Here is a 24,408-nt window from a genome sequence, read left to right as displayed (position 1 = left end):
ATGTAAATAGACCACGCTGTAGGGGCACGGCATCAGTAAAATTATTGTATGTACCAAAAGATTGTCGGTGTTCCCTACGATAGATGTGGTTCAAATAGGTGAAAACTGCTGTAATGATTGGGATGTTTTTTTATTTGGAAGTCCCTTAGTCATTGGTAAGGGTTTAAAGCTCATGTGCATTTATGAGCATTCTCTCGACTGCTTGAATGTTTTATCATTTTAGTATTTTCTACATAGACTATCAAAGTATGTAGAAGTTTTGCTACGCTCGGTTTTCTCTTGGTTGCAATTTATCTCTCACGCAAGCTGACGCATCCACAGGGAGTCCTCTGGCAACATTTAGATAGAATAGGAAAAAAGCTGAGATAATAACTAACACTGCTTAAGCATAATTGCCCATGACCATTTCTAAACGCCGCTATCACATCACTACTTTTGGTTGTCAAATGAATAAAGCCGACTCAGAGCGCATGGCTGGCATATTAGAAGACATGGGCTTTGAGTTTTCTGAAGATCCCAATAGTGCAGATGTAATTCTCTACAATACCTGTACCATTCGGGATAATGCGGAGCAAAAAGTATATTCTTACCTTGGCAGACAAGCCAAGCGTAAACACGAGCAACCAGATTTAACATTGATTGTTGCTGGATGTGTCGCTCAACAGGAAGGCGAAAGTTTATTGCGCCGCGTCCCCGAATTAGATTTGGTGATGGGGCCACAACATGCCAATCGTCTGAAAGATTTGCTGGAATCGGTATTTGAAGGCAATCAAGTTGTCGCTACCGAACCAGTACATATTATGGAAGACATTACCCAGCCGCGACGGGATAGCAAAGTTACGGCGTGGGTAAACGTAATTTACGGCTGTAACGAACGCTGTACCTATTGCGTAGTGCCTAACGTGCGCGGTGTCGAACAATCTCGTACACCCGAAGCCATTCGTGCCGAAATGGTGGAGTTAGGTAAGCAAGGTTACAAGGAAATTACCCTCCTGGGTCAAAATATTGACGCTTATGGACGGGATTTACCAGGAGTAACGCCAGAAGGGCGACACCTGCACACCTTTACAGATTTGCTGTATTACGTCCATGATGTGCCAGGGGTTGAAAGGATACGTTTTGCTACTAGCCATCCCCGTTATTTTACTGAGCGCTTAATTAAGGCTTGTGCCGAATTACCAAAGATTTGCGAACACTTCCACATTCCTTTTCAATCAGGGGATAACGATTTGTTGAAGGCAATGGCACGCGGTTATACCCATGAAAAATACCGCCGGATAATTGATACAATTCGCCATTATATGCCCGATGCATCGATTAGCGCCGATGCAATTGTTGGTTTCCCTGGAGAAACAGAAGCGCAGTTTGAGAATACTTTGAAATTGGTAGAAGATATCGGTTTTGACCAATTGAATACAGCTGCTTATTCTCCACGCCCAGGAACGCCAGCCGCTTTGTGGGAAAATCAACTGAGTGAAGAAGTAAAAAGCGATCGCCTACAAAGATTAAATCATTTAGTGGGCATCAAAGCAGCAGAGCGATCGCAACGTTACATGGGACGCATTGAGGAAGTGTTGGTAGAAGACCAAAATCCCAAAGATACTACCCAGGTAATGGGACGTACAGGCGGTAATCGCCTCACCTTCTTTACTGGTGATATTAAGGAACTTAAAGGGCAATTGGTAAAAGTTAAAATTACCGAAGTCCGTGCTTTTAGCTTAACTGGTGAACCCATCGAAGTCCGTCAAGCTTTACCTGTTTAATTATGTAATATCTGAATTACAAATTAGATAGTATTGGCTTATCTAATACTATTCTGATCGTTATTGCTCGTTTAGCGACTCGAAGGGAACGAGAAGATTATGAGCGAAACACCTTTTAAAGATGCGCAAAATTCGGATGATGAGCTTTTAGATGAGTATCAATTTGATTACCAAAAAGCGAAACCGAACCGATTTGCTAGGGATAATGAAACACCAAGGCTAACAGTTGTCGTATTGGATGAAGATGTGGCAAAAGTTTTCAAAACTCCTGAGTCTGTTAATAAAGTACTACGCGCATTAATTGAATCAATGCCCCAAACCCCAAACAGTGAGACGGCTTAACTGGTGAAGCCATCGAAGTGCGTCAAGCTTTACCTGTTTAACAGATTGACATCGTATTTAGGCATGAATTTTTTCACCTAGATTGACCCTTCGACTTCGCTCAGGGTCAATTTTTTATATGCTTATACCAATATTAAAAAATCATGGGAATAATTGCTAGAGGCAGAATAATATTACGGACATTGCTTAGTCTTAACTTAACCTTTTTATATTCTTCGTTTAACAATAATTGAGTATCGCAAACATTATTTTAAATTCAATGTAGCGCTCGTTACTATTTTTTGTAATAAAAACCTCTATCTACAGGCTGATAAATGCCTATATCTAATGGTATATATTTATAATTTATAAATAGTCAGAAACTCTATGATAGATACGCAAATTAACGAAATTAAGTTACGTTTGAATATTCTAGCCCAAAGATTAGATAATTTAGAATTAGTGACTAATACTATTATCCAAAACCAATTAGCTATATATAAAATCTTAGATAAAACTGAAAATACTCAAGTTCTGCATGAAGATTTAGCAGAAATATTAAAGATATTAAAAGATAGAAATGGTTGCAGTGAATTATAAATTTGCTGAGTTTTGTATATTCTTATATCGATTATAGTTATTCAGCCATTCATTACAAACTTCATCTACAAGTTGCTTTTCTTCTTCTGTCAAAAGCTCATCTGGTTTTTCCGCAGCTAAGATGTTAGCAACTTGTGTAGCTCTATCATACTTCACACCAAATCTGACTAATTCGGTATGAAAAAACATTTTTTTACCTTCTTTTGATAATGCAGTGTCATTTTGCATGGCTTTACTTAAAAAATTCAAGAGAAACACAGATTTAAGTTTGATAAAACTTCCAGCAATTAACTTCTGCCTGGGGATAGAATTTTATTTGTTCTTAAAAATTTTTAACATTTACTGCAACAATCAAAAGTCAGCCACAAGGGCGCAAGAAATTGAGCAAAGCTGACTGAAAGTCAGCTTTTTGTTGAAACAAGCAAATGCAATCCTTTGTTGAAGCGCTAATATAACCGAAAATACCCATATAATCAGGCAATTAGGCATTTTGAGACATGAAAATTTTCAGCTACGGCTATATTCAAATATGCTGTATGCTTTGAGGAGCGATCGCCTGATGAGAAACCATATAATTACAGTCTCGGCGGTGTGCGTAGGTTTAGTTACTGCATTGTTTGGTACTAATTTTTTTCTCAACTATCGCGAAATGCAGACTAATGAATTGCTGAGTTTGTGGAGTGCGATCGCTCTATTATTATATTGTCTCGGTATCTACACTACTGCTTTACTATTTCAACAGCTTTCTAAACAAGAATTAGATATTGAACCCTCTTTTCTCGTTTTAGCTGGTGTCATGGGTTTACTAGTAGGTAGGTTGCTAATTCACCTTTATTTATCTTTCTTAACCTCCATACTATCCCCAGGCGTGATTCTTGCTATATTCCCAATTGCGCTGTTTCTATCAGTTGTGGGAATTCATACTGCTTGTAAATTCAAACGCCGCAAGTCTTCTCGCAATATTTTAATTTTATTATTAAGAGCCATAATTCCCTGCGCGATCGCTGTACCATTAATGATGGTTTATAACAACGGTTTTCCAGGCGTTACAGCTTCGGCAGAAATTCGCCAACAATGGGCAGAAAAAGAATTTCATCGTTACACAACAATTGTTAACTCATTCAAAATCTGCCAACCAATTATAGATCGCGTAGGTAACATAAAATTTATTGCTCCATATTACGGTAAAAACTATCTCATATACGATCTTGGTAGTTCAGGTGATGATGGGAAATTAAATTTAGAAATAATTGGTGACAAAGGTGTAGGTATTGCTAACCTTCCCTATAATCAATTTACTGATGCTTCATCTGTTAAATTGACTTATCAAAATAAAACAGAGCAACTAAACTGTCGTAAATAAAAATAAGCTATACAACGGCTGTGATTAATTAAGGATAAATGTAGGTTGGGTTGAACGAAGTGAAACCCAACAAATCGCCGCATAGGTTGGGTTGAGGAACGAAACCCAACCTATGCGGTTTAAGTTTTTGACGTTAACTGAACGGTATTGATTTATAACAAATGACAAATAACAAATAACCGTCAATTACACCAACCCACTTACCTAAATGTTAGCCTGTAAGAAGCATCCTCACCTATGAAATTTAGCTATGTTGCCCAAACCGGCGAAATTTTGGACACCTAAACACTGGGCTAGTTGGAAGCCTTTCGGCATTGGCGAACAATATCCTAACAACTACTGGGAAGTTTTTCGCGCAATATGGCTATCTCGTAAACAATTACCCTACGCTTGGAATATCCTAAATAAAGGTGTCTGTGATGGTTGCGCCTTGGGAACCACCGGCATGAAAGATTGGACGCTGGATGGGCTTCATCTCTGCAATGTCAGGCTGCGACTATTACAAATGAATACTATGCCAGCCTTTGATGCAGAAATACTAGAGGATATTTCCCCCTTACAAACACAAAAAAGTTCTCAATTACGGGATTTAGGCAGGCTTCCCTATCCCATGATACGCCAGCGAGGAGACAAAGGCTTTCGCCGTATCACTTGGGATGAAGCATTAACAGTGATTGCTAATCGCATTCGTGCAACCACACCAAACCGCCTCAGCTTTTACATTACCAGTCGCGGCACAGTTAACGAAACTTACTATGCTACCCAGAAAGCCGTGCGGGCAATGGGAAGCAATAATATTGATAATGCTGCCCGGATTTGTCATTCACCCAGCACAGCTGGATTAAAATCTACTCTAGGTGCAGGGGCTACTACTTGTTCTTATAAAGACTGGATTGGTACTGATTTATTAGTCTTTATCGGTTCAAATGTAGCTAACAATCAGCCTGTTACTGTCAAATATCTCCACTATGCCAAAAAAGCTGGCACAAAAATAGTTGTAATTAACACCTACCGCGAACCAGGAATGGAACGCTACTGGGTACCTTCCATTGTGGAAAGTGCTTTATTTGGTACCAAGTTTGCCGAAGATTTCTTTTTGGTCAGCTTGGGTGGAGATATGGCATTTTTGAACGGTACAATTAAGCACATGATTGCTAACGATTGGCTAGATCAGTCGTTTGTTAAAAATTACACTGCTGGCTTTGAAGAACTGAAAACAGCGCTAGCAAGCCAATCTTGGGAAGAATTAGAAAAACTTTCTGGAACTGGGCGCGATCGCATGTATGCTTTTGCGAAAATGGTTGCTGAAGCTAACAAAGCCGTATTTGTTTGGAGTATGGGCATTACTCAACATGAATGCGGCGAAGATAACGTCCGCAGTATCATCAACTTAGCCCTTACCAAAGGTTTTGTCGGTCGCGAAGGCTGCGGTTTAATGCCAATTCGCGGACATTCTGGGGTACAAGGCGGTGCAGAAATGGGATGTTACGCTACAGTGTTTCCTGGTGGTAAGCCGATAACTTTAGAAAATGCTACCGAATTAAGCCAAAAATGGGGTTTTGAAGTCCCAACAACACCCGGATTAATTGCACCAGAAATGATAAATGCAGCCCATCAAGGAAATATAGATGTGTTGTTTTCTGTAGGCGGTAATTTCCTCGAAGTACTTCCAGAACCCGATTATGTAGAAACTGCTTTAAAACAAATACCATTGCGGGTACATATGGATATTGTGCTGTCTATTCAAATGTTAGTTGAACCAGCAGATACAGTAGTTCTTTTACCTGCCACAACTCGCTATGAAATCCCCGGAGGGGTAACAGAAACTAGCACCGAAAGAAGAGTAATTTTTAGTCCCGAAATCCCCGGACAACGTATTGGCGAAGCGCTTCCAGAATGGGAAGTATTTATGGAATTAGCAAGGCGAGTCAAACCAGATTTAGCTGATAAATTATCCTTTCCAAATACAGCCGCCATGCGCCAAGAGATCGCCCAAATTATTCCCCAATATGCCGGAATTCAACACTTAAAACAACAGGGCGATCAATTTCAATATGGTGGTTCACATTTGTGCTTTGGCTGGAATTTCTCCACACCTGATGGAAAAGCGCACTTTACACCTTTAACGCCACCGCAAAAAGAATTACCACCGGGTTATTTCTTTGTCGCCACCCGTCGAGGTAAGCAGTTTAATAGTATGGTACAAGAACGGAAAGATGCCATTACAGGCGCATTCCGAGAAGCAGTGTTAATGAATGCCAACGATGCGGCAAAATTAGGATTACAAGATGGCGATCGCGTGATTGTGAAAAATGATTTAGGCGAGTTACCAGGAAAAGTGTATTTAGCACCGATTCAACCAGGTAACTTACAAGTACATTGGCCTGAAGGAAACATACTGCTAGATAAAACTAAACGTTCCCTAGAAGGAGTACCAGATTATAATGCGATCGCGCGTTTAGAAAAAAGAGATTAGGTGTCAATAGTCAATAGTCAATAGTCAATAGTCATTTGTCCCCCTTGCCCCCCTTCTGCCCTCTGCCTTTGTTGATAAAATTAAATCACCCAACAAAAAAACCATGTCCGTCGCCAAAGATTTACCGATACCAGAAGATGTTATATTTCCAAACAGTGATTTATTGAGTGACGAACCGCCTTTGGAAACATATCTACATTTACAGCAAATGTTGCTGTTATTAAAATGCTTAGAATGGTGGTGGCGAGACTATTTACATATTGATGATTTTTTTGCTGCTGGCAATATTAGTATTTATTACAGCCAACGTCAGCGCAAGTCAGAAGATGTACGCGGCCCCGATTTTTTTATCGTTTGCAACACAGAAAACCGAATTCGTAATAGTTGGATTGTTTGGGAAGAAGACGGTAAATATCCCAATTTAATTATCGAATTACTTTCACCGACAACTGCATCAGTTGACAAAGGGTTAAAAAAACAAATTTATCAAGATATCTTTCGTACTCCCGAATATTTTTGGTTTGATCCCAAGACTTTAGAATTTGCTGGATTTATTTTGCTAGGTGGAACATATCAACCTATAGAACCAAATCCCCAAGGTTTATTATGGAGTCAACAGCTAAGTTTATATTTAGGTATCCATGAAAGTAAATTGCGCTATTTCACCGCCGAAGCACAGGTAATTCCCACCCCAGAAGAATTTGCACAACAACAACAGGAACTAGCTGAACAAGAAAAACAACGTGCTGAACAAGAAAAACAACGCGCTGAACGCCTAGCCACAAAACTGCGAGAATTAGGTATTGATCCAGATACTTTGTAAAAGTAGTATGTAGCAATCCTATTCAATTCTTCAAAAAACTAAATATCTGTTATGTAGGGTGTGTTGTCGCGTAGCGCAACGCACCAAAAGCTTTAATTAATACGTATCCTAAATCAATTTAAAAAATTCAATAATATTCCTAAAAATTTTACTAATGAATAAGCCTTTGGGAAGCAAAACAAAAGCTAATATTCGTGTGGTAGAAAATGGCAAAATCCGCACCCGCTTGGATAATCTCACCACAGAAGAACCATTAGAAATTCGCCTAATTTCTCAGCAGCGCACAATAGCTGTAACCATGCGCACACCAGGTGCAGATTTTGAATTAGCTGCTGGTTTCCTTTTTAGTGAAGGCGTAATTAATTCTAAAAAAGATATTCAACGCATGAGTTATTGCGTAGACGAATCTATAGACGGACAGCAACGTCAAAACATAGTAAATGTAGAACTTCGGGAAGAATTAATTCCCGATTTACAACCCTTAGAACGCCATTTTTATACTAATAGTGCTTGTGGTGTATGCGGTAAAGCCAGCCTAGAAGCTTTGCATTTGCGAAATTGTGCAATAATTCCCCAAGAACCGATAGTTACACCAGAAATTATCTACAAACTACCAGAAAAACTTAGGGCTGCTCAAGGTATCTTCACGGCTACAGGCGGTTTACACGCTGCGGCTGTATTTAATACCCAAGGTGAACTATTAAATTTACAAGAAGATATTGGTCGTCATAATGCTTTAGATAAATTAATTGGTTCAGCATTACTCAGTGACGAATTACCCTTAAATAATTATATTCTTTTGGTTAGCGGTCGCTCTAGCTTTGAGATTTTGCAAAAATCCACAGTTGCGGGAGTACCAATTGTTTGTTCTGTTTCTGCTCCTAGCAGTTTAGCTGTTTCTGTCGCTCAAGAATTCGGAATTACTTTAATTGGATTCCTGCGCGGAGAACGTTTCAATATATATACAGGTTGGGAACGGATAAAAACTGCTTGAAAATTGTTATTTTTTTTCCAAATGTAGTGAATTTAGAACTTCTTGATAGCAGACAAACCAATAATAAAGCGCCACATTCAATCCACTAAATAACTTAGGTATACCCTCAAGCAGACTAGGAATACTATTACCACTCAATTTGAGTGAGTCTACTGTAATAGCAATAGCTAATAAACCTAAGCCAGCTATAAGTGTAAAATATTGTGTTGATTTTAATTGTTTTCTAAAAGTTAATCCATAGGCAATGCCAATAGTAGCATAAATGAAAACAGTTCCTAACTTAGGAATACCAAATTGTAAAGCAGTAATGTGAATTCGATAAATCTCATTAATTAAAAATCCTGCTGTTAACAATGCTGAAAAAAGAAGAAATTTATTGTTTTTACCGTTAGGTTTTATTTTTTGCAACAATGCAAAACTAAAAGCACATACTAACGGAGGTACACAACATAATAGTTGAAAAGTATGTGTTAATAAACCAGCGCTAGGATATTGGGGAGCCGGAGGAGGTAAAAATAATCCGCCTGCTGAGATATCAAATGCTTTAGTAGCAAATATGAGAATAATTATTAGTAATAAACTTAAGCTATTGAACCAAAGTATAGTTTTGTAAATTGACATTGTTTAAATTTTAAGATACAAAGCAGCAACATCAGGAATATTGTTGATGATTGCGGTAAATTAATTCAACTTACTTTTACCCTAGTGTCAAAATTCCTGTTGAAGAATTTACAGATAATGGCAAGATTCTCAGCCATTGTAAACCTAATAGAGGCTCAGGAATTCCATCGGCAGCTAAAACAGGAATTATATACTCCTGCTCATCCAATTTCACCTTGCCTTCATAGATATCAAAAAAAGCCTCACCCCGCACCATTTGCATAGTGCTATTACGTTCAATTAAACGCCACTCTATACTTTCAGCGTCTTGTATATCCAGCGCCAACCAACCAGATGTAAATCCTGTGTCTAGTAAAACTTCGATTGGATAGCTATCTCCATCAACTGAAATAATCTCTATTTCAAAAATTAGCTCCCCAATTTCACCAAACCTACCTGAAATCATATCCGTCCACAAGTGCCTGTTTCATTGAGACGGAATGTAACGAGCCAGCTATTAGGATATTTTTCCCGCGCTTTTTTGTCAGCAACATCCTCATCACGATCAATAAAATAATCACCACTGTTTGGTTCAATTAAAATAAACCAATTGTAATGTTCATCTATTAATTGCGGACAAACTCGATCAAAAATAATCCGAGCTTTTTGCCCACGAGCATTTTTTTCTGCTTCCCGCCTAGCTAATTCTTCTAGTGGAATTTGAAATTCTGGAAAAATCCTACCTTGGTGACGACGGCGAATAGGCTTTGTTTTGGTCATATTTACCTTATTTAATTTCCAGGCTGTTCTTTATTTTATCTATTCCCACTTCAGAAATTGTAATAACAACAAAAAACGGTAGAGTAATTAATACTCTACCGCTTGAATTTTTAAATTTGAGTTTTATCTCAAATCGGAAATTTTAAATCTTACTCAACGCCTTGAGATAACAATTCTCGACGCTGTTGCGAACTGACTTGAACGTTACCGTTTTCATCAACGTCAACCAGCGCTATATCGCCATCTTTAATGCGACCAGAGAGAATCTCTTCAGCCAAGCTATCTTCTAACAAGCGCATAATTGCTCGACGTAATGGTCTTGCGCCGTAGCTGGGGCTGTAGCCTTCTTGAATGAGGCGGTCTTTGAAGCGATCGGTGACTTCTAAGGTGATACCTTTTTCGGTCAGGCGACCAAATACTTCTTTGAGCATGATGTCGGCGATTTCGGTAACTTCGGCTTTGCTCAACTGACGGAAGACGATAATTTCGTCTAGACGGTTGAGGAATTCTGGACGGAAGTATTGCTTCAGTTCTTCGTTCACCAAGGAGCGAATGCGGTTGTATTGCGATTCGCTAGCATCATCAGCAAACTCGAAGCCGATACCGCCACCACCTTTTTCAATAACCTTAGAACCGATGTTAGATGTCAAAATCAGCAAGGTATTCTTAAAGTCAACGGTGCGACCTTTAGCATCGGTTAAACGACCGTCTTCTAAAATTTGCAGCAGCATGTTAAAGACATCGGGGTGGGCTTTTTCGATTTCGTCGAATAGCACCACTGTATAAGGTCTGCGTCTGACTGCTTCGGTTAGCTGACCACCTTCGTTGTAGCCAACGTAACCTGGAGGTGAACCGATCAGTTTGCTGACGGTGTGACGCTCCATGTATTCGGACATATCCAAACGGATCATGGCTTCTTCGGAACCGAAGAAGTAAGAAGCCAAGGATTTTGCCAATTCGGTTTTACCAACACCAGTGGGGCCTGAGAAGACAAAGCTGGCGATTGGTCGATTGGGATTCTTCAAACCGACACGAGCGCGGCGAATTGCGCGGGAAACGGCCTTGACAGCATCTTCTTGACCAATGAGACGCTGATGTAAGGTGTCTTCCATGTGCAACAGCTTCTCGGATTCGGATTCGGTGAGTTTATTCACCGGAACGCCAGTCCAGGAGGCGACGATGTGGGCGATGTCTTCTTCTGTAACGACTGGTTCTAAACCTTCGTTACCAGAAGCATTGGTTTTGCTTTGAGCGATCGCCCGGATTTCGGCTTTGATTTCCATTTCGCGATCGCGCAATTCCCCAGCTCGGTCAAAGTCTTGGGAGCGAACTGCATCATCTTTTTCTTTTAAGATTTGGCGCAGTTCTTTGTCTAACTCTTTGGCTGCGGGTGGTAGCTGGGAGTTAATCAACCGGACTCTGGAACCTGCTTCATCGATTAAGTCGATGGCTTTGTCTGGGAGATAGCGATCGCTAATATAACGATCTGATAATTTCGCCGCCGCTACTAAAGCTTCATCGGAGATTTTCAGCTTGTGGTGTTGTTCGTAGCGATCGCGCAGACCGTACAAAATCTCAATTGTTTCATCAACTGAGGGTTCGCCCACCATGACTGGTTGGAAGCGTCGTTCTAAGGCGGCATCGCGCTCGATGTGTTTGCGGTATTCATCGAGGGTTGTTGCGCCAATGCACTGCAATTCACCTCTAGCCAAGGCTGGCTTGAGGATATTTGCGGCGTCGATTGCGCCTTCTGCTGCACCTGCACCAATCAGGGTGTGTACTTCGTCAATCACGAGAATGACGTTACCCGCCTGACGAATTTCGTCCATGATTTTCTTCAGGCGTTCTTCAAATTCACCCCGGTACTTGGTACCTGCTACCAGCAAGCCAATATCCAGAGTGACTACGCGCTTATCTTCCAGGATGTCGGGGACATCTTTGTTGGCTATGCGGCTCGCTAGACCTTCCGCGATCGCTGTTTTACCAACCCCTGGTTCGCCGATCAGCACTGGGTTATTTTTTGTCCGGCGTCCCAAAATCTGAATAACTCGCTCGATTTCTTTGGCGCGTCCCACCACAGGATCGAGTTTGTTGTCCGTTGCCATTTGGGTCAGGTTTGAGCCAAATTCATCCAAAGTTGGGGTTTTGGTACGGCTGGACGATCCACCCGGCGAAACTTCGGCTGTTTCTCCCAACATGCGAATGACTTGGGTTCTTACCTTAGATAGATCCACGCCGAGGTTTTCTAGCACCCTAGCTGCTACACCTTCCCCTTCCCGGATCAGGCCCAACAGGAGATGCTCGGTGCCAATGTAGTTATGGCCTAATTGGCGCGCTTCTTCTAAGGATAGTTCCAGAACTCGCTTTGCCCTTGGTGTAAATGGAATTTCCACCGCGACAAAGCCTGAACCCCGGCCTATGATTTTTTCTACTTCAATTCGGGCATCTTTGAGATTGACGCCCATTGATTTCAGCACCTTGGCCGCCACTCCCGTCCCTTCACCAATCAGACCCAGGAGGATCTGCTCAGTGCCGACGAAATTGTGGCCTAAACGGCGGGCCTCTTCTTGGGCCAGCATGATTACTTTAATAGCTTTTTCTGTGAAGCGTTCAAACATGGCATTTTTCCCATCACCTGCGTCGTGCCGGTACGCTGATTTTAGCACAGGCTAAGGTTTAGGATATCTGTATCAAAAAATCAAGACATCCTAGAGACATCACCCAATTTGATGGTGTAATTCCCGAATATTTACTACTTTTGTGTGGCTGTTGTACTGAGGAGAACAAGATAACCAGCGTTTTTAGCGATAATTTCCCACCAAAAAACACCGGAAGTCTGTTTTTCAACCACTTCCAAACATTTATTCTTAACATATATGGCTAGCTAAGTCAAGAATTATGAATATTTTATTTGTTTTTTAAATTTAAAATCTTAAAAAAATAAATAATACTCATGAAAGTTCTTTAAAGAAAATGTGTTTTTTTGATAAAGCTGGCTTGAAGGGAAGTAGGGGGGAAACAATTCAAAATTCAAAATTCAAAATTCAAAATTAAGAATTCTATTTGACTTTTTCCCTATGCCCCATGCCCAATGCCCCATGCCCCATGCCCAATTAAGCAAATACCAACTGCCAAGCGGATTTAGCCAGGCGATCGCTCACCATTTTTTCCCATTCCTGTAAAGCGGGTTGAAATTCGGGCTGTTGGAGATCGCCACGCCACAGAATTAAAGCGTCTTCGCCATTATCTTGATAGTAACGCCGCCTTCTGCCAGCTGTTTTGAAGCCAAATTTTTGATATAAAGATATAGCCGCTAAATTGGAAGCCCTAACTTCAAGGGTGGCTCGCTCCAAACCGCGATCGCTAGCTGTCTTGAGGAGGGAATAGAGTAAAGCTTGTCCCAAACCTTGATAGTGATATTGGGGATGTACTGCCAAAATTGTAATGTGGGCTTCTTCTAAAATTGACCAAAAACAACCCATCCCCAGCAACTTCAAGCTGGAGACTGGGGAAAATAAACCCAGCAAATCGCTGTTAGGACTATCCATCTCTCGTTGGTAGCCCTCTAAAGTCCAAAGTCCGCCAAAACAGGCTTTATCTAGTTCTAGCACTGCACTCAGATCTTCTGATGTCAGTGGTTGAAGTTTTAAGTCTAATAAGATCACATTTATTTGAATAAGATTACAAACCCTTTGTAAACTGGGAATCGGGAGACTCACTCACGCCCATAATTTGAACAAGGACAACTCTTATAGTTATGGTATCGACTCACCCTATTGGGGTTCAAAATGCTGGTAGTCAATATTTACCTTTAAGGCGTAACACTTCGCCCAATCAAGAACTCCTTCCCTTGACGGCTAGAGTAAATAGTCATGGCTGCTTGGAAATTGGTGGGTGTGATATCACAACCCTGGTGCAGCAGTTTGGTTCGCCTTTATATATTTTAGATGAAGAAACCCTGCGTTTGGCTTGTCAGCAATATCGAGATGGTTTCAAGCAATATTATCAAGGGGAATCTCAGGTACTTTATGCTTCTAAAGCTTGGAATTGTCTAGCAATTTGCGCGATTGTTGCGTCTGAAGGCTTAGGCATTGATGTTGTATCTGGGGGAGAATTATACACCGCTCTGACTGCGGGGATGAACCCGGAAAAAATCTATCTCCACGGTAATAATAAATCTCGCTCTGAGTTAACTTTAGCGATTGAATCTGGTGCCACTATTGTGGTGGATAACTGGTATGAGTTAAAGACTTTGGTGGAATTAGCCGACTCTGGGCCTATCCGCATTATGTTGCGATTGACACCAGGTATCGAGTGTCATACCCACGAATATATTCGTACAGGGCACTTAGACAGTAAATTTGGTTTCGATCCCAACGATTTAGATGAGGTTTTTACCTTTGTCAGTCAGCATACTGCGGCGTTGAACTGCGTAGGCTTACACGCTCATATTGGTTCGCAAATTTTTGAGCGTCAACCCCATCAAGATTTAGCGGCGGTGATGGTGCAGTGGTTGCAAGATGCAGCTAAGTATGGTTTAAATGTGACAGAGTTAAATGTCGGAGGTGGTTTAGGCATCCGGTACGTAGAATCGGACGATCCTCCTAGCATTGACGAGTGGGTGAAAGCGATTTGTGAAGTAGTGCAAACAGCTTGCACTCAAGCGAATCTACCTTTACCTAAGTTATTATGTGAACCAGGGCGATCGCTAGTTGCCACAGCTTGCGTCACGGCTTACACTATTGGTTCAGTTAAAGTTGTTCCCGAAATTCGTACCTACGTGGCTGTTGATGGCGGTATGTCGGATAATCCCCGACCAATTACCTATCAGTCACAATACCGAGCTGTAGTAGCTAATAAAATGTCTGCTCCCTTAACAGAAACTGTCACAATTGCTGGTAAGCATTGTGAATCCGGGGATATTTTAATTAAAAATGCCCAACTACCAAAAACGGAACCAGGGGATATTCTCGTAGTTATGGGAACAGGTGCTTACAATTACAGTATGGCATCTAACTATAATCGCTTGTCCAGACCGGCAGCAGTTGTGGTTGCTAACGGCGAAGCAAATTTGTTTTTGCAGCGCGAAACATATCAAGACTTGATCCGACAAGATTGCCTACCAGAAAGACTGAAAAAATAGTCTAAAATCTAAAATCCAAAGTCCAAAGTCCAAAGTCCAAGGTCTAAAGTTCAAAGTCCAGAGTTGATCGATATCAACTCTTGACTATTGACTATTGACTCTGGACTATTAGATCGCTGTATTTCGAGGCAAAATAGTAATCCAGATGTCATGAGAGATTGGTGGAAGCAATGGCTGACAAACCTGGGATGGTCGCAGTCCTTGCTGCTTGGGACTCTGGATATTTTCTTCGTATTGGCGCTGACATATATGATCTTGGTTATTATTAGTGAGCGCCGTACATTATGGATGGTACGGGGATTTATTATTTTGATGTTAGCTTCAGCGCTCAGTAATAAGTTGGGGCTACCATTATTAAATTTCGTTCTAGAAAAATTAGTAATTGGCTGTGCGGTAGCAATGGCGGTGGCGCTACAGTCAGAATTTCGGCGATTTTTAGAACAATTGGGTCGTGGCGAATTCCGGCAGTTGTTTCAACCATCCAGTTTGGCAGTACCGAAATCCGATAGTGTCATTGATGAAATTGTTGATGCGGTCAAAGAACTGTCCAAAAATCGGATTGGCGCTTTATTAATTTTAGAAACAAAAGGCCCCATTGATGAGCGAGATTTTTCTGTCCCAGGAGTAAGGCTAAATGCTGAGGTGACTAAAGAATTAATCCAAACAATATTTCAACCAAAAACTTTGTTGCATGATGGGGCAACTTTGATACGTGGCTCACGGATTGTGGCATCGGGTATAATTTTACCACTTTCGGGACGCACAGCCTCGCGCCAGTTGGGTACACGCCATCGGGCAGCGATGGGAATTACTGAGCGTGTCGAAAATTGCATCTGTGTCGTTGTATCAGAAGAAACTGGTTCTATTTCCTTAGCGGAGCGAGGAATTCTCAATAGACCACTGACGATTAGGAAACTAAAAGAGACACTAGAAGCTCTATTATCCCCAGCGGTGGATCGGGAAGCAGTAGCGCCTGGTTTGTTAAGCTTGGGTCGTCAGATTAGTACTAAGGGATTAGCACTAGTTTCACGGTTATTCGGATTACCATCGACCGCGTCTCGAGATAAAAAATGACAGCACAACAAACTCAATTACAAGATTTGCCCCCTGGCTTAAAACGAGAACTTTTGCCCAAGCACGTTGCGGTGATTATGGATGGCAATGGTCGATGGGCTAAACGTCAAGGTCTACCCCGAATTATGGGTCATAAACGGGGAGTAGATGCGCTGAAGGATTTACTGCGTTGTTGCAAAGATTGGGGAATTCAGGCGTTAACAGCTTATGCTTTTTCCACAGAAAACTGGAAAAGACCCCAGGAAGAAGTAGATTTTTTGATGACTTTATTCCAAAGAGTATTACGCCAAGAATTGCGGGAAATGGTAGAGGAAAATGTGCAAATTCAATTTGTCGGCAATTTGAATGCACTACCGCGATCGCTCCAAGAAGAAATTTCCCGTTCAATGGCAGAAACTAAGGATAATCGCAGCATTCGCTTTACAGTCGCTACCAACTATGGCGGCAGACAGGAAATTTTACAAGCTTGTCGCGCGATCGCTCAAAAAGTTCAGCAAGGTCTGCTGCAACCTGATGAAATTGATGAAGCGGTATTTGAACGTCATTTATATACAGCTGGAATTGCTGACCCCGATTTATTAATCCGCACTAGCGGCGAAATGCGCCTATCTAATTTCCTCCTCTGGCAAATGGCTTATGGAGAAATGTATATAACTGATACTTTATGGCCTGATTTTGACCGCGTTGAATTTTCTCGCGCCTTATCTGCTTACCAGCAACGGGAACGGCGGTATGGGGGTGTATAGGGATTGGGTATGAGGGAGACAGGGAGGACAAAATCAATTCAAAATTCAAAATTCAAAATTCAAAATTAACAATTCTATTTGACTTTTGCCCAATGCCCAATGCCCAATGCCCAATGCCCAATTTACGGGCCTGAAAAAACCGCCTGTTCAATATCTTCGCGGCTGAGGGAGTATTTAAACGCGCGTTGGATATCTTGGCGATTTTCTCCGGCTTCGATGTAGCGCACTGTTAGTTGCTCGACATCAAGAGAGAGGTCGGCTTGCCAATTAGGCCGTTTTAGATGCCAACAATGTAATTCGGTTTCATCTTGTTTACAGCCTTGGTCTTTGAGCCACTGCTCAATTTGCGGCAGGGTATGGTTATACAGGGGAGCATCAGGGGGAAGAAAAGCCATAATTAGTTAAAATTCCAACTTAATAATAATAATTTTGCATTTCCCAAAGGCTAGCTGATGGGGAATTTTGCTGAATTTGCTGTTGAGTGACGGGATTGAGTGGTGTAATTTGTGTCTGAAAAGCAGCTTCACCCCGCGTTAAACCAATTGCGATCGCGAGTATTAAACAGCCTAAAAAAGTCAACACCAAAATAAACAAGGCAAAAATTTCACCGGATGAGAGAGGGCGATCGCTGGCATCAAGGTAAGCTGATTTTGACCAGTCGTAAGGATTTGTGACTGGATGATTTAAATCAGCAGGTGCTTTAATCACGCCAAAGCGAGAATAGCCAATTTTCAGGTCGTAACTTAACCTGCGTTCTGGGTTGCTCAAGGTAGCGTAGGCTTCGTTGAGTTGCTGAAATTTAGCAGTGGCGAGAGTAGCAGGTAAATCGGTAGTATCAGGATGATAACGTTTACTCAGTTCTCGGTAAGCACGACGGATGTCGATTACTGATGCTGAGGGATGCAGTCCTAGCAGGGTGTAATAAGTCGGTTCACTGCGTTGTGCCATTACCCCATGATGATTCACGGCTGATTGAGTCACCTTGCGATCGAGTTTTTTATAATATTGTAAACCTCAACTTCTTTCACTAACCCCGCACTTTTAGGGCGGGGATTGGAATAACCAATTATTCCGACGTAAGAAGTGAATACCACATTGAGACACAGTTTGACACACACGGCTAAATGCTTCCCTAGTTTAGCCCTCTGTAATTCTGATTGGTTCAGAAGTTGGGTAAAGCCCTTCGGGTTCGGGGGTTCGCAATCGACGGGAACCGCCAAGACTGCGACCCCCTCACCAAGACATTCTAACTGTGTTGTGGGAAGGGACTAACAACAAGTAATTGGGTTATACCAAAATGCGAGTACCTGTAGTAGACAAAGACCACCAACAACTAATGCCCACAACACCCGCAAGGGCTAGGAAATGGGTAGAATCCGGTAAAGCGACAAAACATTGGTCGGATTGTGGACAATTCTACGTCCAACTGACTAGCGAACCATCTGGACGAGCAACCCAAGATATTGTGATCGGGGTTGACCCTGGCAAAAAGTTTTCTGGCATTGGTGTTCAGTCTGCTAAATTCACTCTGTACGCGGCTCACTTGATTTTGCCTTGGCTAGCAGTGCGTGACCGCATGGACGCAAGACGGTTAATGCGGCGAGGTCGCAGAGGTAGAAGGATTAAGCGTAAGGTTGATTTTTCAAAACGCGCACACCGTCAAAAACGCTTTGACAATCGCCGTCAAGGTAAACTTCCTCCATCAATCCGGGCTAACCGTCAACTTGAACTGAGAGTAGTTTCTGAACTCTGTAAAATTTATCCAGTCTCATCCATTCGGTACGAGTATGTTCGGGCAGATGTAGACCTCACCAGTGGGCGGAAAAAAGCAAAATCGGGTAAAGGTTTCTCTGCTGTAATGGTCGGACAAAAATGGATGCTGAAGCAGCTAGAACAGTTTGCCCCAGTAGCGAAAGTTGAAGGCTATCAAACCGCATCAACTCGCAAATACTTAGGGCTAACCAAAAACAAGGTAGATAAATCTCAGCCTGAGTTTAATACTCATGCGGTTGATGGTGTTGCCATTGCATCTTCGCACTTTGTTGAGTATCGCCAGTGCCACACAACAAAAGTTGATGGTGGTAATTGGTTTGGCAGTGTAACAATTACACCCGCACCATTGAAAGTAATTCGTCGTCCTCCTTACTCTCGTCGCCAACTTCATCTAATGCTTCCTGCAAAACGAGGGATGCGGCGTAAATATGGTGGTTCTACAACCCGTCATGGATTACGCAAAGGTGACTTGGTTAAATCTCCAAAAGGTGTTGGCTATGTGTCAGGAGACACCGAAACACAAATATCTGTCAGCGATGCAGGTTGGAAACGACTTGGGCAGATATTTTCTAAGAAAATCTCATTAATTCGTCGTTCTAACGGATTAATAGTTGCTTAGACAAATTTGTCAAGCCGTCCTCCGCTTCGCTGAAGGACGGGGTTTCAGACCCATTTTTCTGATGAAAATCTTTATCTCATCTATTGCAATTCTTGGACTAGGGATAAGTTTGTTGTCGATGAATAACAATAATCTTGTAGTTGCACAATCTGCTACTAGCGAGGAATTTATTGCTAGGGGTACAGAGCCATTTTGGACTATTACTGTCAGTAAACGCGGTATTGTCTATTCTTCACCAGACAAGCCAAAACAAACGTTTCCCTATGTCACACCTTTAAAAGCTGATGCTCGTCCTGCTGACTTGGTGCGGGTATATCGATTGTCGGGTAGAGGCAATAATTTATTAATTATCAAGCAAGCTAATTGTAGCGACGGGATGTCAGATAAAAATTATGCTTACTCAGCAACAGTTATCCTCGGTAATCGAGTTTTAGATGGCTGTGCTGAGAAAAGATAGGGAGAAACGCTTATACCTAGTCCTTTCAAGGTATATAAAAGTTCTCGGCTATAAATTTGTATGTATGTTATTTTCTCTGTGTCCTCTGTGTCTCTGTGGTTACAGCTATTTTCAGGTAAATAGACCAAGCTGTAGGGGCACGGCATCAGTAAAATTATTGTATGTACCAAAAGATTGTCGGTGCCGTGCCCCTACGATAGATGTGGTTCAAATAGGTGAAAACTGCTGTAAATAAAATATTTTTCCACTGCAGAGAACGCAGAGGAAAATAGATGTTTCGCGCTATGTCATCAAATTCAGGACTTACGCAACTGGTACACACATTTTCTTGTGTAAGAGTCAAGAGTCAAGAGTCAAGGGTCAAAAATTCAGCTTTTTTGGACTTTGGACTTTTGACCCTGGACAGCCTAAACGAAAAAAATGTGACACTTGCGTAAGTCCTAAAATTATTTACCGAGGAAAAATCAATGGTTCGTCGGGTGCTACGTTGACTTGATAGCTGGGTGCGGTTAAAAACTTGCTATTAATTACTTGTTTATAAGTTTCTAAATCGCTTTCCCAATTACCAATTACCTGAATTAGGTCAGATAGACGCTTATTCGCATCTTCTTGCGCTATTTGATGGCTAAAATTAGCAGAAAATAAAATTGCTGGTAGTAAAGATTGATCGGGTAATTGTAATCCAACTTCATTAATGTCTAAAAATAGTTGGGTTTCTTGGAGAGTGTAAATAAATCTTAACCCAGCTTGTACAGGTGCTGTACCAAAATTTTGCCAAGGCCCTTGTTTGAGCAAGTTGCCAAAAATGTAGTTACGCGGTGTATTATTGTTTTGCTCAAACATAACGTAACCCCGGAAATTCAAGCTAATTGCTTGATAGCTGACTTGAGTTAAGGTTTCAATATACTTGCGCGCGATCGCGGGAATAGCTAATTCTTGAGCTTCTTTAGTCCCGATTAATTCCGAGAAAACAACTCGATTGACTTCTGCAACTACGCTGACACCATTTTGATAGACTACTTGAGCCGCAGCATTAGTTAAGATTGGTGGACGCGCCAATTCCCATTCATTAGGGACGATGCCGCTATATTTGAGAAAATCGGCTGTTAATACTGTGGGATTTTGCTGTTTAACTGCGATCGCTATAACAAATTCTTGAATTTCTAAATTCTGAGTCATATAGTTTTAATTATTTGTGACTGTAATTACACCATAGGCTGGTATATTAACCTAATTCTTATATGATTTCAATTAATAAAACTAAATTAATATAGGATATTTTTCCTATTCTAGATTAACAAATAGTTAAAATCTCATGTAGCGCTTTGTACTTAAGCTGAGTCAGATTGCAGTTCAACAAACAGTATGGTCAAATGTCAAAAATCTAGAATCTATTGACTATTGACTATTGACCATTACCCCTGTTCTGTCACTCTCCGAAAACATTTGCCATTTCTAAATTCTAGAGCTTTTGTATAGCAAGCGTTCGCACGATTATTTCCTAATCACAAATACAAGACCCATTTTTTTCTAATAGGAAAGCTCGTATTAATTGCCTCATAAGGCTTCTAGCAATCGCCCTCCCGGAAAGTGACAAAAGCGGGTTACAGCTATTTTCAGATAAATAGACCACGCTGTAGGGGCACGGCACCGACAATCTTTTGGTATATACAATAATTTTACTAGTGCCGTGCCCCTACGACAGATGTGGTTTAAATAGGTGAAAACTGATGTAATCTAGGCATTACATAAAATTAAGCTGATTTTACTGCTACTGCTTGAGGTGTTGAGGTAGAATCTTCAATTACACCTTGCACTGTTAACACGGAGCAATGGGCATGGTGTAATACATAATTACTGACACTACCTAAGAAAAACTCTTTGATTCCAGTCAATCCCCGACGACCGATAATAATCAAATCGGCTTGCGCTTTCCGCGCAACTTCACAAATCATCCGACCAGGATCGCCAAATTCTTGAGTATATTCGGCGTTTACACCGTGAGCGATCGCTTGATTGGTTAATAATGTTAATAGTTCTATTCCTTCTTGTTTTAAAGATTCCCACTGTCCTAAATAATAGTTAATATCATCACTGCTAAAGGGTGGATAAATACCATCTGTAGCTATACCAGGAGGCGTTGGGTAGCGCTCATCAAATGGCGAAAGTACATACATGATGATTAGTTGAGCATTAGTTGCTTTTGCTAAAGCTAAAGCTTGGTCAAAAATTTGTTGAGTAACTTCTGAGTTATTTACAGCAATTAAAATTTTGTGAAACATATTTTTTGTCCTTAATCAATAGCCATTTTTCAAAAAAGTAACAGTCAACAGTCAACAGTCAACAGTCAACAGTCAACAGTTACCTTATCCCCATCAATCTCATCGCTTATTGGCTTCAGCCGTAGCAATTTCTAACAGGGTTTTGAGTACAGAATCGGGGTTGAGACTAATAGAATCAATTCCCTGTTCTACGAGAAACTTAGCAAATTCTGGGTAATCGCTGGGTGCTTGACCGCAAATACCAATTTTCTTTCCTTGCTGTTTGACTGTGCTGATTGCTTTGGCGATCGTTCGCTTCACAGCTTCATTTCTTTCATCAAATAAATGGGCTACTAATTCGGAATCTCTATCTAGTCCGAGAGTTAATTGTGTTAAATCATTGGAACCAATAGAAAAGCCATCAAATACTTGACTAAATTCATCTGCTAGGAGAACGTTACTCGGTAATTCGCACATTACATACACTTGTAAACCGTTTTCTCCTCTGACTAAACCGTTTTTTGCCATCTCTGCTAAGACACGTTGACCTTCTTCTGGTGTCCGACAGAAAGGTATCATTAAAATGACATTGCTTAAGCCTTTGTTATCTCGTACTTGCTTCATGGCTTGACATTCTAAAGCGAAGCCTTCACGATAGCGATCGTCATAATAACGAGAAGCACCACGCCAGCCAATCATCGGGTTTTCTTCTGTTGGTTCAAATTGTTTTCCACCTAAAAGATTGGCGTATTCGTTACTCTTGAAATCTGACAACCGGACAATTACAGGTTTAGGATAAAAGGCTGCGGCTATCGTACCAATACCTTCAGCTAATTTATCAATAAAGAACTGGGCTTTGTTTTCATATTCAGCAGTTAATTCGGCAATTTTGTATTTAGCCAGTTCATCTGTTAATTCATTAAAGTGTAGTAATGCTAAGGGATGAACTTTGATTTGGTTGGCAATAATAAATTCCATCCTGGCTAATCCTACACCATCATTCGGAATAGCTGCAAAGCTAAATGCTTCTTCGGGATTGCCCACATTCATCATAATTTGGGTGTGAGTATGGGGCAATTTTTCTAACGGTAATTCTTGAACTTCGTAGGATAATAAACCGGGGTAAACTTTACCTGTTTCGCCTTCTGCACAACTAACGGTGATTTCTTGTCCAGTTTTTAATAATGTAGTGGCATTACCACAACCAACGATCGCAGGAATTCCCAATTCTCTGGCTATAATTGCGGCGTGACAGGTGCGTCCACCAGAGTTAGTGACGATCGCACTCGCGCGTTTCATAATTGGTTCCCAGTCAGGATCGGTGCGGTTGGTGACTAGGATGTCTCCCGCTTGGAATTGGTTAATTTGATGTACATCTAAAATGACTCGGACTTTACCATTACCAATCATCTCACCTACACTCCGCCCTGTAACCAAGGGCGTTGGTAGGGGTTTTTCTCCCAATACGAGGTGATAACTACGCAGGACATTTTCTGTTTTTTGCGACTGGACTGTTTCTGGGCGGGCTTGGACAATATACAGTTCATTACTAATACCATCTTTTGCCCATTCAATATCCATTGGCGTGTAAACACCACGAACTTGGGAATAATGTTCTTCAATAATGCAAGCCCAGTGAGCTAGTTGTAAAATTTCCTCATCATTGAGTGCATAAACGTTACGTTCTGAAGGGGCGACGGAAACGTTTTTGGTCAATTTTGAGCCGCCAAGGTCATAAATCATCTTGATTTCTTTACTACCCAAGCGTTTTTTGAGAATTGGATGATATCCCTGTTTTAATGTGGGTTTAAATACTAAATATTCATCTGGGTTAACTGCGCCTTGAACGACGTTTTCACCCAAACCGTAAGCAGCTGTAATTAAAGCTGCGTCTTTAAAACCGGTTTCTGTGTCGATGGAGAACATGACGCCAGAACAAGCCAAGTCAGAACGCACCATTTTTTGTACGCCAACTGATAGGGCAATATTAAAGTGGTCAAAACCTTTAATTTGACGATAGGAAATAGCGCGATCGGTAAAGATAGAAGCAAAGCATTTGTGACAAGCTTGTAAGACAGCTTCTAATCCGTGGACGTTTAAATATGTTTCTTGTTGTCCCGCAAAACTGGCGTCGGGTAAATCTTCCGCAGTCGCACTGGAACGAACGGCGACATCGGTATCTGGTTCATATTGCTGACACAAACTTTGATAAGCACGCGCGATCGCTTCTTGTAATGCTAACGGAAACGGAGTTTGCAGCATCAACAATCTCGCTTGTTTCCCACAACGGCGCAAATTATCTACATCTTCTACATTTAAATCTGCAAAAATTTCTCTAAGTTTTGTTTCTATTCCCGCAGCCGAAATAAAGTATCTATAAGCGTAAGCAGTAGTTGCAAATCCTGTGGGAACTTTCACCCCTTTGCGCCGCAATTGCTGAATCATTTCTCCCAAAGAAGCGTTTTTACCACCTACTAAAGGAATATCTGCAATCCCAACTTCACCCAAAGGTAATACTAAAGCTTCGTCTCTGGATAGATGGCGTTCGGCGTTTTGATCGTGCAGTATTTCTAGCATGATTAAAAATTCCTTGAATAGAGATACTTAGTACCAAT

23 protein-coding genes are annotated in these 24,408 nt (G+C 41.3%); 12 read left to right on the top strand and 11 right to left on the bottom strand.

Translation table 11 applies throughout. The features are described from left to right. The first annotated feature begins 398 nt into the window (after window positions 1-398). The 3 genes from miaB to H6G08_RS01795 all read left to right on the top strand — a co-directional run bounded on the left by miaB (window position 399) and on the right by H6G08_RS01795 (window position 2,684). Window positions 399-1,763, top strand: a complete 1,365-nt coding sequence (gene miaB / locus H6G08_RS01805; RefSeq protein ID WP_190538584.1) for a tRNA (N6-isopentenyl adenosine(37)-C2)-methylthiotransferase MiaB — start codon at window positions 399-401, stop codon at window positions 1,761-1,763. A 99-nt stretch (window positions 1,764-1,862) separates the two neighbouring features. Next, window positions 1,863-2,105 carry a hypothetical protein gene (locus H6G08_RS01800; protein WP_190538583.1) on the top strand — a complete coding sequence of 81 codons (243 nt, stop codon included), beginning with the start codon at window positions 1,863-1,865 and terminating at the stop codon, window positions 2,103-2,105. A gap of 366 nt (window positions 2,106-2,471) precedes the next feature. Next, complete coding sequence (locus H6G08_RS01795) at window positions 2,472-2,684, top strand: hypothetical protein (RefSeq protein WP_190538582.1); 213 nt, start codon at window positions 2,472-2,474, stop codon at window positions 2,682-2,684. Here the strand turns inward: H6G08_RS01795 and H6G08_RS01790 are convergent. Beyond that, window positions 2,679-2,912, bottom strand: coding sequence for a hypothetical protein (locus tag H6G08_RS01790; RefSeq protein ID WP_190538581.1), 234 nt, complete (start codon window positions 2,910-2,912; stop codon window positions 2,679-2,681). The genes H6G08_RS01795 and H6G08_RS01790 overlap by 6 nt on opposite strands. 331 nt (window positions 2,913-3,243) lie before the next feature. Between H6G08_RS01790 and H6G08_RS01785 the strand changes: the two genes are divergently transcribed. The 4 genes from H6G08_RS01785 to fdhD all read left to right on the top strand — a co-directional run bounded on the left by H6G08_RS01785 (window position 3,244) and on the right by fdhD (window position 8,340). Further along, on the top strand, window positions 3,244-4,047 hold the full coding sequence (locus H6G08_RS01785) for a hypothetical protein (protein WP_190538580.1): 804 nt from the start codon (window positions 3,244-3,246) through the stop codon (window positions 4,045-4,047). A gap of 250 nt (window positions 4,048-4,297) precedes the next feature. After that, window positions 4,298-6,523 carry an FdhF/YdeP family oxidoreductase gene (locus tag H6G08_RS01780; RefSeq protein WP_190538579.1) on the top strand — a complete coding sequence of 742 codons (2,226 nt, stop codon included), beginning with the start codon at window positions 4,298-4,300 and terminating at the stop codon, window positions 6,521-6,523. A gap of 103 nt (window positions 6,524-6,626) precedes the next feature. Next, window positions 6,627-7,346: a Uma2 family endonuclease gene (locus H6G08_RS01775; RefSeq protein WP_190538578.1), complete on the top strand. Its 720-nt coding sequence runs from the start codon at window positions 6,627-6,629 to the stop codon at window positions 7,344-7,346. 154 nt (window positions 7,347-7,500) lie between these two features. Then, window positions 7,501-8,340: a formate dehydrogenase accessory sulfurtransferase FdhD gene (fdhD, locus tag H6G08_RS01770; protein WP_190538577.1), complete on the top strand. Its 840-nt coding sequence runs from the start codon at window positions 7,501-7,503 to the stop codon at window positions 8,338-8,340. Window positions 8,341-8,346: 6 nt separating this feature from the next. Here the strand turns inward: fdhD and H6G08_RS01765 are convergent, their stop codons facing one another. From H6G08_RS01765 to rimI, 5 genes are all read right to left on the bottom strand, one after another. Further along, entirely contained in the window at window positions 8,347-8,961 is a 615-nt protein-coding gene (locus tag H6G08_RS01765; protein WP_190538576.1) for a DUF8692 domain-containing protein, read from the bottom strand. 76 nt (window positions 8,962-9,037) lie between these two features. Continuing rightward, the gene (locus H6G08_RS01760) at window positions 9,038-9,406 is read right to left on the bottom strand and encodes an aspartyl protease (RefSeq protein WP_190538575.1); all 369 of its coding nucleotides are present in this window, start codon (window positions 9,404-9,406) and stop codon (window positions 9,038-9,040) included. Next, window positions 9,403-9,720, bottom strand: a complete 318-nt coding sequence (locus tag H6G08_RS01755) for a hypothetical protein (RefSeq protein ID WP_190538574.1) — start codon at window positions 9,718-9,720, stop codon at window positions 9,403-9,405. The genes H6G08_RS01760 and H6G08_RS01755 overlap by 4 nt, the downstream gene beginning before the upstream one ends. Window positions 9,721-9,869: 149 nt before the next feature. After that, on the bottom strand, window positions 9,870-12,338 hold the full coding sequence (locus tag H6G08_RS01750; RefSeq protein ID WP_190538596.1) for an ATP-dependent Clp protease ATP-binding subunit: 2,469 nt from the start codon (window positions 12,336-12,338) through the stop codon (window positions 9,870-9,872). A gap of 495 nt (window positions 12,339-12,833) precedes the next feature. Further along, window positions 12,834-13,385 (bottom strand): ribosomal protein S18-alanine N-acetyltransferase, encoded by a 552-nt coding sequence (rimI, locus tag H6G08_RS01745; protein ID WP_190538573.1) that lies wholly within the window; start codon window positions 13,383-13,385, stop codon window positions 12,834-12,836. 92 nt (window positions 13,386-13,477) lie between these two features. On the opposite strand from rimI, the gene lysA reads away from it, so the two are divergent. The 3 genes from lysA to uppS all read left to right on the top strand — a co-directional run bounded on the left by lysA (window position 13,478) and on the right by uppS (window position 16,683). Beyond that, window positions 13,478-14,863: a diaminopimelate decarboxylase gene (gene lysA / locus H6G08_RS01740; protein ID WP_190538572.1), complete on the top strand. Its 1,386-nt coding sequence runs from the start codon at window positions 13,478-13,480 to the stop codon at window positions 14,861-14,863. A gap of 150 nt (window positions 14,864-15,013) precedes the next feature. Beyond that, window positions 15,014-15,937 (top strand): diadenylate cyclase CdaA, encoded by a 924-nt coding sequence (gene cdaA, locus H6G08_RS01735; protein WP_190538595.1) that lies wholly within the window; start codon window positions 15,014-15,016, stop codon window positions 15,935-15,937. Continuing rightward, window positions 15,934-16,683: a polyprenyl diphosphate synthase gene (gene uppS, locus H6G08_RS01730; RefSeq protein ID WP_190538571.1), complete on the top strand. Its 750-nt coding sequence runs from the start codon at window positions 15,934-15,936 to the stop codon at window positions 16,681-16,683. The genes cdaA and uppS overlap by 4 nt, the downstream gene beginning before the upstream one ends. Before the next feature lie 122 nt (window positions 16,684-16,805). Here the strand turns inward: uppS and H6G08_RS01725 are convergent, their stop codons facing one another. Then, window positions 16,806-17,078: a DUF3143 domain-containing protein gene (locus H6G08_RS01725; RefSeq protein ID WP_190538570.1), complete on the bottom strand. Its 273-nt coding sequence runs from the start codon at window positions 17,076-17,078 to the stop codon at window positions 16,806-16,808. Window positions 17,079-17,097: 19 nt separating this feature from the next. Further along, window positions 17,098-17,631, bottom strand: coding sequence for a J domain-containing protein (locus H6G08_RS01720; RefSeq protein ID WP_190538594.1), 534 nt, complete (start codon window positions 17,629-17,631; stop codon window positions 17,098-17,100). Window positions 17,632-17,980: 349 nt separating this feature from the next. Here H6G08_RS01720 and H6G08_RS01715 point away from each other — a divergent pair, with 349 nt between their 5' ends. Continuing rightward, the gene (locus tag H6G08_RS01715) at window positions 17,981-19,075 is read left to right on the top strand and encodes an RRXRR domain-containing protein (protein WP_190538569.1); all 1,095 of its coding nucleotides are present in this window, start codon (window positions 17,981-17,983) and stop codon (window positions 19,073-19,075) included. A gap of 118 nt (window positions 19,076-19,193) precedes the next feature. Further along, window positions 19,194-19,532 carry a COG3650 family protein gene (locus H6G08_RS01710; RefSeq protein ID WP_242046041.1) on the top strand — a complete coding sequence of 113 codons (339 nt, stop codon included), beginning with the start codon at window positions 19,194-19,196 and terminating at the stop codon, window positions 19,530-19,532. Between the two features lie 450 nt (window positions 19,533-19,982). Here H6G08_RS01710 and H6G08_RS01705 read toward each other — a convergent pair whose 3' ends face one another. The 3 genes from H6G08_RS01705 to ppsA all read right to left on the bottom strand — a co-directional run bounded on the left by H6G08_RS01705 (window position 19,983) and on the right by ppsA (window position 24,370). Then, entirely contained in the window at window positions 19,983-20,711 is a 729-nt protein-coding gene (locus H6G08_RS01705) for a hypothetical protein (protein WP_190538567.1), read from the bottom strand. Between the two features lie 575 nt (window positions 20,712-21,286). Then, the gene (locus H6G08_RS01700; protein ID WP_190538566.1) at window positions 21,287-21,814 is read right to left on the bottom strand and encodes a universal stress protein; all 528 of its coding nucleotides are present in this window, start codon (window positions 21,812-21,814) and stop codon (window positions 21,287-21,289) included. 99 nt (window positions 21,815-21,913) lie between these two features. Further along, complete coding sequence (ppsA, locus tag H6G08_RS01695; protein ID WP_190538565.1) at window positions 21,914-24,370, bottom strand: phosphoenolpyruvate synthase; 2,457 nt, start codon at window positions 24,368-24,370, stop codon at window positions 21,914-21,916. Window positions 24,371-24,408 lie beyond the last annotated feature (38 nt).

Origin of the sequence: Calothrix anomala FACHB-343 (assembly GCF_014696435.1) — a bacterium.
Classification (GTDB): Bacteria; Cyanobacteriota; Cyanobacteriia; order Cyanobacteriales; family Nostocaceae; genus Aulosira; species Aulosira anomala_A.
This window is presented reverse-complemented; position numbering and strand designations above follow the sequence as displayed.